This is a genomic window from Synechococcus sp. RSCCF101 (assembly GCF_008807075.1).
Lineage (GTDB): Bacteria > Cyanobacteriota > Cyanobacteriia > PCC-6307 > Cyanobiaceae > RSCCF101.
Map to the genome: position 1 here is coordinate 1,119,620 of NZ_CP035632.1, position 13,890 is coordinate 1,133,509.

At 71.8% G+C, this 13,890-nt stretch carries 10 protein-coding genes; 5 read left to right on the plus strand and 5 right to left on the minus strand.

Annotated features, from left to right (window positions below):
• Window positions 1–2: 2 nt before the first annotated feature.
• The 4 genes from EVJ50_RS05495 to EVJ50_RS05510 are packed head-to-tail and all read right to left on the minus strand — an operon-like array spanning window position 3 to window position 4,997.
• Window positions 3–2,963: a peptidase domain-containing ABC transporter gene (locus EVJ50_RS05495; protein ID WP_150882787.1), complete on the minus strand. Its 2,961-nt coding sequence runs from the start codon at window positions 2,961–2,963 to the stop codon at window positions 3–5.
• Window positions 2,960–3,736, minus strand: coding sequence for a peptidylprolyl isomerase (locus tag EVJ50_RS05500; RefSeq protein WP_150882789.1), 777 nt, complete (start codon window positions 3,734–3,736; stop codon window positions 2,960–2,962). Before EVJ50_RS05500 ends, EVJ50_RS05495 begins: the two co-directional genes overlap by 4 nt.
• On the minus strand, window positions 3,736–4,458 hold the full coding sequence (locus EVJ50_RS05505; protein WP_150882791.1) for a tetratricopeptide repeat protein: 723 nt from the start codon (window positions 4,456–4,458) through the stop codon (window positions 3,736–3,738). The genes EVJ50_RS05500 and EVJ50_RS05505 overlap by 1 nt, the downstream gene beginning before the upstream one ends.
• Window positions 4,422–4,997 carry a hypothetical protein gene (locus EVJ50_RS05510; RefSeq protein ID WP_150882793.1) on the minus strand — a complete coding sequence of 192 codons (576 nt, stop codon included), beginning with the start codon at window positions 4,995–4,997 and terminating at the stop codon, window positions 4,422–4,424. The genes EVJ50_RS05505 and EVJ50_RS05510 overlap by 37 nt, the downstream gene beginning before the upstream one ends.
• A gap of 47 nt (window positions 4,998–5,044) precedes the next feature.
• On the opposite strand from EVJ50_RS05510, the gene EVJ50_RS05515 reads away from it, so the two are divergent.
• The 5 genes from EVJ50_RS05515 to EVJ50_RS05535 all read left to right on the plus strand — a co-directional run bounded on the left by EVJ50_RS05515 (window position 5,045) and on the right by EVJ50_RS05535 (window position 13,482).
• Window positions 5,045–7,645 (plus strand): glycosyltransferase, encoded by a 2,601-nt coding sequence (locus EVJ50_RS05515; protein ID WP_191964879.1) that lies wholly within the window; start codon window positions 5,045–5,047, stop codon window positions 7,643–7,645.
• Window positions 7,646–7,651: 6 nt separating this feature from the next.
• Complete coding sequence (locus EVJ50_RS05520; protein WP_150882797.1) at window positions 7,652–8,725, plus strand: sulfotransferase domain-containing protein; 1,074 nt, start codon at window positions 7,652–7,654, stop codon at window positions 8,723–8,725.
• A gap of 4 nt (window positions 8,726–8,729) precedes the next feature.
• Window positions 8,730–10,034: a hypothetical protein gene (locus EVJ50_RS05525; RefSeq protein WP_150882799.1), complete on the plus strand. Its 1,305-nt coding sequence runs from the start codon at window positions 8,730–8,732 to the stop codon at window positions 10,032–10,034.
• A 103-nt stretch (window positions 10,035–10,137) separates the two neighbouring features.
• A complete protein-coding gene (locus tag EVJ50_RS05530; RefSeq protein ID WP_150882801.1) occupies window positions 10,138–10,869 on the plus strand; it encodes a calcium-binding protein in 732 nt (243 codons plus the stop codon).
• 36 nt (window positions 10,870–10,905) lie between these two features.
• Window positions 10,906–13,482: a glycosyltransferase gene (locus tag EVJ50_RS05535; RefSeq protein WP_150882802.1), complete on the plus strand. Its 2,577-nt coding sequence runs from the start codon at window positions 10,906–10,908 to the stop codon at window positions 13,480–13,482.
• Here EVJ50_RS05535 and EVJ50_RS05540 read toward each other — a convergent pair.
• Window positions 13,464–13,736, minus strand: a complete 273-nt coding sequence (locus EVJ50_RS05540) for a hypothetical protein (RefSeq protein WP_150882804.1) — start codon at window positions 13,734–13,736, stop codon at window positions 13,464–13,466. The two genes, EVJ50_RS05535 and EVJ50_RS05540, sit on opposite strands and share 19 nt — an antisense overlap.
• Window positions 13,737–13,890 lie beyond the last annotated feature (154 nt).

The window sequence follows — 13,890 nt, forward strand, 5'->3', positions numbered from 1 at the left end:
GCTCAGGAGAGATCGCCCTGCTGCTGGCGGAAGAGGGTGGCGTAGGCGCCGTCGGCGGCCAGCAGCGCCTCGTGGCGGCCGTCCTCATCGATGCGGCCGCGGTTCATCAGCAGCACGCGATCGGCATCGCGCAGCGTGGCGAGGCGGTGGGTGATGAAGAGCACCGTCTTGCCGGCGAATTCCTGGCGCAGGTTGCTGAACACCCGCAGCTCGGTGGCGGCATCGAGCGCCGAGGTGGCTTCATCGAGGATCAGCAGTTCGGGGTTCTGCAGGATCATGCGGGCCAGGCAGAGGCGCTGGCGCTGGCCGCCGCTCACCCCGGCGCCACGCTCGCCGAGCTGAGTGGCATAGCCGTTCTCCAGGGCCTGGATGAACTCGTGGGCGCAGGCGATGCGGGCGGCGCGGATCACCGAATCGAAATCGGCTTCAGGGTTGTTGAGGCGGATGTTGTCGAGGATGGTGCCTTCGAAGAGAAGGCTGTCCTGCGGCACGTAACCCACCAGCTGGCGCAGGCTGCTGAGGCGCACCTTGCTCACATCGTTGTTGTCGATGTACACGTGCCCCGATTCCGGCAGGTAGAGCCGGTCGATCATCTGGACGAGGGTGCTCTTGCCGCTGCCGCTGAGGCCGGTGATGCCCACGAAGGAGCCGGCCTCGATGGTGCAGTCGAAGCCGTCGAGCAGCAGGGGCGTGCGGGAGCTGTAGCGGAAGCAGATGTTCTCGAAGCGCACCTCGCCGCGGATCGCATGCAGATCGGGCAGGTCCTGCTCGCTGGGGCCCGCCTCGGGCATGGCGCGCATCACCTGATCGAGGCAGTCGAGCGAGAGGCGCATCTCCTGCACCCCCTGCCAGAGGCCGAGGATGCCGATCAGGGGCTGCACGAAGCGACCGGACAGGATCCGCACGGCGAAGATGGCGCCGATGCTGAGCTGATTGGAGAGCACCAGCACAGCGGCAGTGCCGATCAGGGCCACATCGGCGAAGCCGGAGAGCGTCTTCGCCAGCTGGTTGAGCAGGGTGCTGAGGCGGGTGAGGCGGAAGTTGGCCGCCGTGAAGCGGCGGTAGCGATCGAGCCAGCGCCAGCGGGCCTCCACCTCGAAGTTCTGGCTCTTCACGGTGCGAATGCCGCTCAGCACCTCCACCAGATAGGAGCTGGCGGAGGCGCGGTAGCGGTTGCTCAGTTGCAGCTGCTTCTGAATGATCGGGCTGGCTGTGATGTTGAGCACCAGCACCACGGGAATGAAGGCCAGGATGATCAGGGTGAGGGTGGGGGAGATCAGCAGCAGGATCACCAGAATCACCAGGGCGAACACGAGGTTCAGGCCCGCCCCCAGCAGCTGCTCGATTAGGAAGCGGCGCAGGCTGTAGAGCTGACTCACGTTGTAGAGAATCGTGCCCACCTGCCGGGATTCGAAGTAGGGCAGCGGCAGGCGCAGCAGCTGCTCCACCACGGAGGAGCCGAGCCGCACATCCACCCGATCGGAGAGATCGGCGGTCACCAGGGCCCGGGTGGCACCGAGCACACCGCTCACCAGATTGGCCGCCAGCAGCACCAGGATGATTGGAAACAGCAGCGAGGGGTTGTTGTTGCCGATCACCACATCGATCACGATCAGCAGTGAGATCGGCAGGGCCGTGTCGAGCAGCTGACCCACGAAGCCGGTGATCAGGATCATCGTGGTGGCGCCGGGATGGCGGCGCAGCTCGCCCAGAAGCCAGCCCACGCTGAGGGGCTCGCCCTGGCTGCGGGAGGCGGCACCCTCCCGCACCACCAGCAGATCGAGGCCATCGGGGAAGCGCTGCTCCAGCTGGCTGATGGAGAGGCGGATCTGGCCCTCCTCCGGATGGGCCAGCAGCAGACCGCCGCCGCGGGTGGCCAGCAGCACCATCACGAAGGTGTCCTCCAGTTCGAGCACGGCGGGCGGCTCGAGCCGGGTGAGCTCCCAGGCCCGGGCACGCAGCGGCCGGGTGTCGAAGCCGAGGGCTTCGAGCATCAGGCCGATGTGGGTGAGATGCAGCGAGCCGGAGCGCTGCTCGGTGAGCTGGAGGCTCTCGCGGATGCGACGGGCGGCGATGGTGAGCCCCTTGGCTTCGCAGAGCTGGCGGATGCAGAAGAACGCCTGACCCACCCGGTCGCCGGCCACTTCCCGGCGGCGGCCGCCTCCGGGCAGCGGACCGGCCTGGTCGGGCTCGAATCCCAGGGCCACCGGATCGGGCGCCTCGGCACTGAGGGCCTCCTCCCGCCGCAGCGGCACCAGCGGGCCGGGGGGCTCTGCCGCGGCGGCCGCCTCGTCGCCCAGCAGAGCGCGGGGCAGGGCCAGCACACGGGTGGGCAGCCGGTTCACCCGGGCCGGCAGCTGCTGCACCGCCTCGGGCGTGAGCACGGCGCCGGGCCTGAGGCCATCGGGCGTGCGCGGCCCGCTGAAGATCAGGAGGGGATCGGCGCTGGCCGCTGCGCCGCCGGGCCACACCTGGGAGGCCTCCACCAGGCTCACCAGGGCCTGGGGATCGAGCGTGCGGCGCTGACCGCTGCGCCGCCAGTGGCCGGCCACCAGCTCGGCGCATTCCTCCGGGCTGGGATGGCTCATGAAGGCCTGCCGCAGCTCGTCGTGCTGCTGGAGCAGGGCCAGGGCGGGGGAGGCCGGCACCGCCAGCAGCACCGTGGGCTGGGAGGCCACCACGCCGATCTCCCCCTCACCGCGCCAGATGGAGGTCCAGCCCACCCAGGCGCCCGGCTCGATCAGGCCCAGGCTCTGGGGCCCGCCGCCGGGAAGCAGCAGCAGACGCCGCAGCCGCCCCTCCACCACCAGGGCGGCCTGGGCAGCCAGCTGGCCGGGCCGCTGCAGGGGCTTGCCGGGATCGAGGCGCAGGATCGCGGCCTCGGCGGCGATGGCCTCGATCAGGGGCTGGGGCAGACCCGCTCCCAGGCCGGAGCGGGCCACCAGGGTGACGAGGCTGCTCATGGGGCCGGCACCTGGAGGTGGGCCTCGCACCAGGCGCGCCACTGGTCGTTGAGCCAGCGGTCGCGCAGCTCGTTGAGCAGGCGCTGGCGCAGGGCCGCATCGAGGCGGGCCGGGCTGCGCTCCTCCACCCGGATCAGATGCACGGTGCCGTCGATGTCCACCGGGGGCACGAGGGTGCCGGGCTCATGGCGGCGCAGGATGCGGGCGATGAGGGGGTGGAGCTGGCTGATGGGCAGCGGCCCCACGAAGCCCCGCCGGGCCCGGTCGGCCGGCTCGCCATGGCGCAGGGCCAGCTCCTGCAGGGTCACGCTGCCCTCCTGCAACTGGAAATAGAACTCGGTGGCCAGATCGGCATCGCGGAGGCGCAGCAGGCTGAAGCTCACGCTCTCCAGGTCGTTGCGGCGCTCGATGTAGTGGCCGGCCACCTCCGGTTCCCACACCTGGCGCACGGCAGCGGCCAGCTGATCGGGGAAGCAGGCCAGCTGATCGAGGCTGGTGGGGGGCAGACCCAGCCCGGCCGAGGCGCGCTCGATCGCCTCGAGATCGCGCAGGCCGTAGCGCAGGCCCCAGGCCCGCAGCCGGGTCGCCAGCTGCTCCGGCTCCTGCGCGGCGGCCAGGGAGCGCGCCACGCCGGTGTGGCGGATCAGGGCGTTCTGGAGCTGGCGCCGGGCCCAGGGCTGGAGCAGCTCGGCCTCGAGCAGCGGGCCCAGCAGGGCCGGCTCCGGCAGGGGCACCTGCTGCCAGAGATCCCCGGGTCCGGCGGCCACGGCCATCAGCGGCCGCCCGAGCCGGCGCCGGCCTTCGCTTCGGCGGCGAACAGGTCGCGGAACACCACGGCGGCCCGCTGGAAGTCACCCCGGCGTTCGAGCAGCTCCGCCAGATGCCGGGTGAGGCTGATGTTGCCCACGCTGCGGTACACGCCGAGCAGGATCTCGATCGCCTCGCCGTCGTTGCCCATGGCCTCGAGGGTGGTGGCGGCCTGCACGAGCTTGGCCGGTTCGAGGTGATCGCGCCTGGCCCGGTAGATGCGCAGCACCACCTTGGCGGCGTCCATCTCGCGGCCGAGGGTGAGCAGGGCCAGGGCCAGGTTGGTGAGGGCGGCCAGGGAGGAGGCGGAGCCCTCGGGCACCTGACGCACGGCACGGGTGAGGGTGGCGCTGGCCGCCTGGGCATCGCCCCGCTTGAGCTCGAGGCCGCCGAGGTTCACCAGCGAGCGGGCGTGGTTGGGGTTGCGGCTGAGGGCCTGGCGCAGCAGGGGCTCCGCTTCGCCGGGGCGGTTCTGCAGCAGCAGGGTCATGGCCAACAGGCAGAGGCCCTCCTCATGGGACGCCAGCTCGGCTGGCAGCCGGCGGGCCTCCACCTCCACCTGCGCTGCGGTGCGGGGGGTGAGGCGCTCGCGCAGGGGGCGGATGCGGCTCTCGATCCGCTCGGTGGCGAGGCGTTGCGGCGACACGGAGCTCAGCTGCCGTTCGGCCGGTGCGGGGGTGGGTTGCACCGGGGGGCCGGCGGCGCCAGGGGCGGCGGGGGCGGAGGTGGCGGGGGCGGTGCGCCGGTCTGAGTCAGCGCGGGGAAGGGGGGCTGCTCGGCTGAGGCCGCCTGCGGCACCCCGGCCCCGCCGGTGAGCTGGAGCGAGATGAAGGCCTGCCGGAAGAAGAGCGAGGCGAGCTCGGGCTGACCCTGGTTGTTGAGCTGATCGCCCTGGAGAAAGAGGCGCTCCGCCTGCAGACGGGCATGGTCGGCCTGGGCGGCCGGCGCACTCGCGGGGCTGGGCGGCAGCGGAGAAGGCTGGGAGGGGGCCGGCGTCAGCTGCGGCAGGGCCGGTGCCAGGGCCCGTTCGGCGGGCGCGGCTGGCGGCGGCTGGGGAGGCTCCAGGCCGCGGGCGCGACGCGACCCTCCGCCGGAGAGGGGCTCGCCACCGCCGAGGAGCCGCAGCAGAAAGCGCCGCAGGAAGCGGCAGGGTCCGCTGCGGCGGGCGCGCACCCGGCGGAGCACGGCCCGGTCATGCGCCGACAGCTCATCGCTGTGAGGTTGCATGGTTCCGGCCGGGAATGGCGGCAATGATGCCACGCGTCTCCGTTGTGATGCCCTTCCGCAACGCGGCCCGCTGGCTGAGCGAGGCGCTGGCCTCTCTCGCCCGCCAGACGCTGCCGGAGTGGGAACTGCTGGCGGTGGACGACGCCAGTGACGACGAATCGCGCCGGCTGGTGGAGGCCTGGAGCCGGCGGCAGCGGCAGCCGGTGCGCCTGATCAATGGCGGTGGGGCGGGGGTGTCGGCCGCGCGCAACCGGGGCTGGCAGCAGGCCGCGGCGCCGCTGGTGGCGTTCCTCGATGCCGATGACCGGATGGGGCCGCAGCGGCTGGAGCAGCAGGCGGGCCTTCTGGAGGCGGAGCCCGGCCTGGCCCATGTGATGGGCGGCTGGCAGCGGGTGGATGCCGGCGGCCGGCCGCTGGCCCGGGTGGCGCCCTGGGAGGAGGGGGCGGATTTCAGCCTGCGCGGCAGCTTCCAGCACAAGGCGGTGCTGCCGAGCGCCTGGATGCTCCGGCGCAGCGTGCTGGAGGCCCTGGGTGGATTCGATCCGGCGCTGGCCCATGCCGAGGACGTGGACCTGCTGCTGCGGCTGGCCCGGGCCGGTCACGCCGGCCGATGGCTGCGCGCCAGCGTCTGCGACTACCGGGTGCACGGGGAGGGGGCCAGCCGGGATGTAGCCGGGCAGTGCGAAAGCCTGCTCTTCGTGGTGAACCGGCAGCTGCAGGCCGTTCCCGATCGGCGGCTGCCGGCCCGCGAGAAGCGGGGCATCCAGCACGGCAGCCGGGCCTGGACGGCCTGGCTGGCCTGGCGGAAGCAGCAGCCCGAGCTGGCCTTCAACCTCTGGCGCACGGCCTGGGGCCTGAGCCCCTACGGCGCGGCCAGCACGGTGCTGCATCTGGCGGAGAACGCCGCCCGCAGCGACCGGCGGGTGGGCGCCGCAGGCGGCGCGGCCGCCCTGCTGGGCAGTGCGCCCTGGCAGGCGCTGGAGGCCACGGTGGCGCAGGAGCTGCAGCGGCCGGCCCGTGCCCGCCAGCGCCTGCGCGGGCTGCGGGATGGCCTCCGGCGCGATCTGGCGGCGGGTTCAGAGCTGTGGCAACCCGACGCTCTGGCGGCCTGGGCCGCCAGAGCGTCGGGCGATCTGGACCGGCTCGATGGCCTGCGCCAGGCGGTGATCAGCTGGCTGCAGGCCGCCCTGGCGGCCACCACGCTGGAGCCGACCCGCGAGGGCCGCCGGCTGGGGGAGCTCCTGATCGGCTGGGCCGGGGCCTTCAGCCGGCATGACACCGCCTCGTGCGTGGCCCGCCTGGCCGATGCCTTCGAACTGATCCCGTGCCGGGAGCTGGCCGGCCTGCTGGCCCGGCTGCAGGAGCGGCGCTACCCGGGCGGCGCGGCGGCGCTGGCGGCCCTGGCCGCGCGGCTGCCGGAAGAGCCGGGCCTTGCCTCGGCACTGGCGCCCTGCCGGCAGGCGGACCCGCTGCCCTCCAGCCCCGACAGAGCCGAACCGATCCGCTGCCAGGGCCCCTGGTGCCCGCCCTGCGTAGGCGAGCTGGAGCAGGCCTGGCGGCGGCAACCGCTGGCTGTCGCCGGCGGCGCCGGCGGCTCCCCGGTGCTGGAGCGCTGGCACGCCCGAGGAGAGCCGGAGGGCGAGCCGGCCTCCGAGGGCCCGCTGCCGCTGACGCGGCTGGCCGGCGGGCACATCTGGCTGCGCCCGCCGGCCTGGAATCCCTGGGGCCACACCCATGCCGTGGCCGTGATGGAGGCCGGCGGGCAGCGCCGGCCGGAGCTCTCGCGCCGCTACCCGCTCGGCTGGCCGGGCTGCAGGGCGCCGGCCAGCGAGCTGGAGCCGCCGCCGGCGGTGGCGCTGCAGCCGCTGCGGGGGCCGGTGCTGGCGGTGGCCGATCTCTCGGCCGAAACCCACTACCACCGGCTGCTGGAATGGCTGCCGCGCCTGGGGCTGGCGCTGGAGGCGCTGGGCTCCGAGCGGCACACCGTGCGGGTGTGGCACAACGGCGGCCGCGGCTCGGAGCTGAGCGCCCTGCTGGAGCGCTGCCTGGGGCTCGGCCCGGAGCGGCAGATCCACGCCGCCGAGTACCCCTGGATCCGGGCCGAGGAGCTGATCGTGCCGGGCTTCTGCGGCCCCTACGGCCAGCCGTCGGCGGCGGGGCGGCGCTGGCTGCGGCGCACATTGCTGCCGGATCCGCCCGGCCAGGCCGCCGATGGAGCGGGCCGCTGGCTCTGGCTCAGCCGGGCCCCCTCCTGGCGGCGGCCGATCTGGAACGAACCGGCCTGCCTGGCCGCCCTCGCCGCCCGGGGGCTGGAGATCGAGGCGCTGCGGCCGGATGGTCTGCCGCTGGAGGAGCAGGCCCGGCGGCTGGCCGGTGCGCGGCGGCTCTGCATCCCCCATGGCGCCGCGCTGGCCAATCTGGTGTTCGCCGCGCCCGGCAGCACGGTGCTGGAGCTGCTGCAACCGGGCTACACGCCACCGTTTTCGCTGTTGCTCAGCCGCCGGGGGGGGCTGGATCTGGCGCGCTGCCTGCAGCCGGAACGGGCGCCGCGGGCCCTGAGGAGCCTGCTGTTCGAGAGTGCGGTCACCGAGCCGATCGTGCTGGATCCCGAGCGGATCGGCGCCGCCATGGAGGCCCTGGCAGCCTGAATGGCGATGGCTCTTTCCAGCACCGCCGGCCGCTGCCTGCAGCAGCTGCAGCAGCGTCCGGGCGACCGGGGCGCCCTGGCGCACCTCTACTACCTGCCCCTGGCGGCGGCGGAGAAACGCCTGGCGCTGGATGCGCTGGCGGAGCTGGCCGGCCTGGGCCGGCTGGAACAGAGCCTGAGCGCGGCCCAGCGGCAGCGGGCTCTCAGCAGCCCCGCCATCACCCCGATGCTGCTGGCCCTGCTGGCGCTCTGGGCCAGCGAGCTGGAGCAGGAGGGGCTGGATGCGGCGCTGCGGCGCTGCCTGTGGGAGCGAACCGTGCCGGCCGAGCGCCTGCTGCCGGAAGCCCCGGCCACGGCCGAGCCAGCCTCGGCGGGGCCGGGGCTGCTGATCATCGGCGCACCGAAATCGGGCACCACATCCCTGGCGGCCTATCTGGCCCGGCACCGCGAGGTGTGGATGCACCCGATCAAGGAGCTGCATTTCTTCGATCAGCGCTGGCCGCTGGGGGCGAGCTGGTACCGCCAGCGCTTTCCCCGGTTCGAGGAGGGGCTGGGGATGCTCTGCGCCGAGGCCACGCCCAGCTACCTGCTCGATGGGGCCGTGCCGGCGCGGGTGCAGCGCACGCTGGGGCGGGTGAAGCTGATCGCCCTGCTGCGGGAGCCGCTGGAGCGGGCCCATAGCTGGCTGCGGCACATGCGTCAGTTCACGCCGTTGCCCCGGAGCGATGCCGCCCTGCTGCGAGAGGAGGCCGAGGCGCTGGCGGGGGGTAGTGGTGCGGCCCATCCGCCGGTGCGAGCCCTGGAGGGGAGCCTCTACGGGCGGCACCTGCAGGCCTGGCGGCGCTGCTTCGGGGAGGACACCCTGCTGCTGCTGCGCTTTGAAGACCTGCGCGATCAGCCGGAGGCCGTGATGGACCGGGTGGTTCACTTCCTGCAGCTGCCCGCGGATGCCGCGGAGCCGCCCCGCTTCCCCGTGTACAACCCCTCCAGCACCCCGGCGGAGCCCCTGCCGATCGATCTGGCCCGGGAGCTGCGGGCCGGCGTGCTGGCCGAGGCCCTGGATCTCTGGGCCTCGCTCTGACGTCATGACGATGGATTTCCCGACCCAGGCGCAGCAGGCCCTCAGCGACCTGCGGGAGGGCCGCAGCCCCAGCGGCCTGACGGGGGAGGAGGCCTTCAGCGCCTTCTGCCAGGAAGCCGCCAACTGGTGGCTGCTGCTGGGGGAGGGCTCCGCATCGGCGCGCTGGCGCGGCTGGGCGCTGCTGACGCCGGAGCCAGCCGCGCTGATGGCCGGCCTGGAGGCGTTGCTGCAGCGCCTGAGCGAAACCGATGCCACCGAGGGACCCGGCCACACCACCGGCTCCAGCCCAGGAGCCGACGCACTCTCCGCCGAGGCGATCCTGCAGCGGCTGGGTGCGGCAGAGCGGGGGCGGGCCCGCTTCCCGGGCCCCCACCAGCTGCTGCAGTGGGCCTACCGGCTGGCCAAGGCGGGCGAAGCCCGGGCCGCGCTGGCCACCTATCTGCGGGTGGCACGGGATCAGGATCTGCCGGTGGCGGTGTGCAACGCGATCGGCTCGCTGCAGGAGCAGCTGGGCGATCTCTGGCTGGCGGAGCGCTGGTTTCTCACCAGCCTCAGCAAGCAGCCGCAGCAGGTGGGGGTGTTGTGCCATCTCAGCCGGCTGCGGCTGCGGCAGGGGGTGTGGGATGAGGCCTGGCTGGCGGCGGCGCAGGCGGTTCAGCTGAACCGGGAGCTGGAGTGGCCGCGCCAGCTGCTGAGCCGCTGCGCCCTCGAGAGCGGCGGCTGCCGCACCCTGGCCTGGATCGAGCAGCAGGACCTGCTGCCGCGGGAACCGGCCCACCGCAAGCCGGTGCTGGCCCAGCGCGCCCGGCTGCAGCGCTGGCCACTCACCGCTCCGGCCGCCGCGCCCTGGCCCGGCGCCGGCCTCGAGCAGCGGCTGGCCCTGCACCGACGCTGCCGCCCGGCACGTCATCTGGTGCTCGTGCATGGCCGCACGCTCCAGGCGCTGCACTGGCTGCTGGCGGAAGGTCTGATCGAGACGGGCACGGTGATCCACCCCAGCGCCAGCCGGGATCCGCTGGGGGTGGAGCAGGGCCTGCAGGCGCTGGGGCTGGAGGCCGCCCCGGAGCAGCCGCTGGAGGCGCTGGCCGGCTCCCTGCCGGATCCCTTTGCCCTGGTGGTGTGCAGACACAAACACCAGGCCGTGCATCACGCCCTGGGCCAGTTGTTGAACCGGGCCAGCTATTCCTTCTGCCACCGCAGCACCATCGGCGCCGATTCCCAGGCCGACGTGTTCAGCGTGAACGGTTACAACCTGCGCAGCGGCCGCATCTCATCCGTCGCGTCAGGAGACCCACACAGCAGCGATTGACAGCCCTGAACCCCAATCAGTAGGTTGCAACAACTAATAAGACTGGGTCATGTCTTTCGTCGTCCCGCCAGACGAGACTGTTTTCGACACGTCCCAGGTTCCTGTGGATGAGGAGACCGGCGAGCAGGCTCCCATTTTCGTTGAGGGCACTCCGACCGGCTCCGAGACCCAGACGGTGGTCGTCAATTCAGACGACGCCACCATTGGCCTCGGCACCGGCAGCGTCAACATCGTTGTGGAGAGCGGTGGGGCGATCATCGAATCGCTGCCCACCACTCAGGAAGTGAGCGGCGACAAGATCATCACCGCTGTGGAGATCGAGGACCCCCCGGCCATCAGTCAGGACACGGAACTCGCTCCCGAGCCCGGCGCTCCCGAGGGCACCCCTGCGCCCACCATCAGCCAGGTGACCGGCGGCCTGGCCGATGACGTGGAGATCAACAACTACGTCCACACCGGTGCCGGCAACGACACCATCACCTACTCCGGCAACAACGATCTGATCCGCGCCGGCGGCGGCGACGACACAGTGGTGGCCGGCGGCGGCGCCGACCTGGTTCGGGGCGGTTCCGGCAGCGACCAGGTGTCCCTCGGAGAAGGTGAAGACACGCTGTACTTCACCACCGACCAGGTGGTGACCGGCGATGCCGACACCATCACCGACTTCACCGCCGGCGAAGACCAGATCGCCTTCCTGGCCTCCGACATTCAGTCGCCTGTGGGCGGCCTGGGCACCGACACCCTTGTCATCACCAACACGGCGGGCGAAACGATCACCCTCACGGCCACCAACGGCCACATCTGGTCGGAAGACGACATCCAGTTCGTGGTCTGATCCATTCTGGATATCCTCCTCACCCAGGGCTGACGCTTGGCTTGGCTGGAACTCACGCTCCGTGTGCCCTCCAGCTCGGCCATCAGCCACCTGTTCCGGCTCAGCCTCCCCGGCACCTCCGAGTCGGTGCTGATCCGGGCCAGCAACCACTGGCCCACCAGCACGGTTTATTTCGACGCCGATGGTTCATCCGCTGAGCCAGCAGGGGTGGCCCCTGGCCTCACCTGCCTCTCCGATCCCGAGCTGACGGCCTCGCTGGAGTGCCGGTCCATCAGCCCGATGCGGGCCTACCTGGGCATCAGTCGGCAGCTCTGCGCCGATGATCCGGCCACGCTCTACACCTCACCCGCTGAGCTGCGCGGCGACCTGGAGCATCTGCCGCTGCCGGAGCGACTGGCGCTGCTGCAGCCGATCTACGCCCGCCACCTGCGCGAGCGGCAGGCGCCCCTCGCCTCGGCCGACTGGCTTGAGCTGAAGCCGCTGCTGGAGAGCGCCACCGAACCGCCGGCGCCCGAAGCTCTGGGGCCGCTGGAGCGGCAGGTGCAGCAGCTCTGGCGGCAACTGGCAACGTGCCCGGCGCCCTCGGAGCCAGGGGAGCGGGTGTCGATCGTGATTCCCTCCTACGGCAACTGGCAGCAGACGCTGCAGTGCCTCTGGAGCCTGCTGCTGGATGCGGCCACGGCTTCAGGCCCGGCCCTGGAGCTGATCCTGATGGACGACTGCTCGCCGGAGCCACCGCCGGAGGTGTTTCAGGCTCTCGAAGCCGAACCGCACCGGCACCAGCTGAGGCTGCTGCGCAACGCCAGCAACCTGGGCTACCTGCGCAGCTGCAACGCGGGTGCCGCACGCGCCAGCGGAGCCTGGATCGTGCTGCTCAACAACGACACGCTGGTGTGCAGCGGCTGGTTGCCGCCGCTGCTGGCCACCTTCCGCCGCTTTCCGGCAGCGGGACTGGTGGGGCCGCAGCTGCTCTATCCCAATGGCCGACTGCAGGAGGCGGGCGGGATCGTGTGGGCCGATGGTTCGGCCTGGAACTACGGGCGCGACGGGGAACGCAACGATCCGGCTTACCGCTTCCTGCGGGAGGTGGATTACATCTCCGGCGCCTGCCTGATGATCAGCCGGGCCGTGCTGGAGCGCAGCGGCGGCTTCGATCCGCGCTACGCCCCCGCTTATTACGAAGACACCGACCTGGCCATGCAGGTGCGGGCCCTGGGCCTGCGGGTGTACGTGCAGCCGCTCTCGCAGGTGATCCACTGCGAGGGGGCCTCCAGCGGCCGCGATCCCCAGAGCGGCGTGAAGCGCTACCAGCTCCGCAACCAGCAGCTCTTCCGCGGCAAGTGGAGCTCCGTGCTGGAGCAGCACCAGGCCAACGCCACGAAGGTGCTGCAAGCCTCGAATCGCTGTGTGGGCCGGATCCTCATCCTCGAGGTGACCCTGCCCACCCCCGATCAGGACGCCGGCTCGCTCTACATCCACAACCTGATGGTGGATCTGCGGGCCCTCGGCTACCACCTCACCTACGTGCCGGTGGACAACTTGCTCGACCGGCCCGATTACGGCGATCCGCTGCGGGCGATGGGGGTGGAGGTGATCCACCACCCCTGGATCAGCAACGTGGAGGCCTATCTGCAGGAGCAGGCCGCCAGCTTCGATGCCGTGTTGCTGTGCCGGCCGCAGGTGGCGGAGCGCTGCCTGGATCTGCTGCGGGAAGCAGCGCCCTATGTGCCGCTGCTGTACTACAGCCACGATCTGCATGGCCTGCGGATGGAGCGGCAGCGGCAGCTGGCCCCGGATCAGGTGAGTGAGCTGGAGCTGCAGCGGATGGACGCCCTGGAGCGGCGCATCCTGCACGCGGTGGATGTGGCGGTGCTGCTGAGCGAGGCGGAGCGCCAGGCGGCCGAGGAGCGGCTGCAGCCCAGCTGCGTACTGGCGGTGCTGCCGCCACGGGTTTCGGCCACGCGCTCCACCGTGCCGTTCGCAGAGCGGAGTGATGTGGTGTTCGTGGGCGGCTTCGGGCACCCGCCGAATCTGGATGCGGTGCGCTTCTACATCGAAGCGGTGATGCCGCGGCTGCGGGAGCGTGGCTGCTGCCCGCGCCTGCATGTGGTGGGCTCCAAGCCACCGCCGGAGCTACTCACGCTTGAAGGCGAGGATGTGGTGGTGCACGGCTACGTGGCCGATCTGGAAGCCCTGCTCAGCCGGATGCGGTTGGCGGTGCTGCCGCTGCGCTACGGCGCCGGTGTGAAAGGCAAGGTGCTCCTGGCGATGGCCTGCGGCCTGCCGATGGTGCTGACCCCGGTGGCCGCTGAAGGCCTGGGGCTGCGGGATGGGGTGCAGGCCCGCATCGCGGCCGACGCCGAGGCCTTCGCCGCCGCTGTGCAGCACAGCTACCAGCACGACGACATCTGGCAGGGCCTGGCCGATGCGGCCCAGACGCACCTGGAGCGGGGCTGGGGGCAGGTGGCCTGCCAGGAGAGCCTGAGAGAGCTGTTGCAGCAGGTGCATCTGCCTGCCAGGTCGCCCGCAGATCCGACCCCGGAGGACGGCTGGGCGCCGGCAACAGGCGCGGGGGAGGAGGAGCTCCTGGCCTTCTACACCTTGCCTGGATGAGCGAGCTCCAGCACCCCCACTATCCGGAGCGGGAGGACCAAAACAACCCTGAGGCCTGGTTGCGATATGCGGCCGCCTTGTGCGAGGAGCCGGCCGGGGCGGGCTTCCAGGGTGGAGTGCAGGATCAGCAGATCGCCCTGGCGCTGCTGCAGGCCAGGGAGAATGGCGCTGGCGAGGTTGCTCTCCGAGGGGCCCTTGGCCAGCTTGAGGTTGGTGAACTGCAGGGGTTGCTCAACGAGATCGGTCTGCAACACGACACCCAAGGGCTCCAATGGCCTGAGCTTTAGGGTCAAGTCGATCGCGAACCGCTCGGGGTGTTGCTGGCCTGGTTCCGATGATTGGTCCAGAGTGTATGAGAGTCCTCAACCGGCGAGACTGGCCCGGCAGGGTTGATTCAAAGTTCTACAG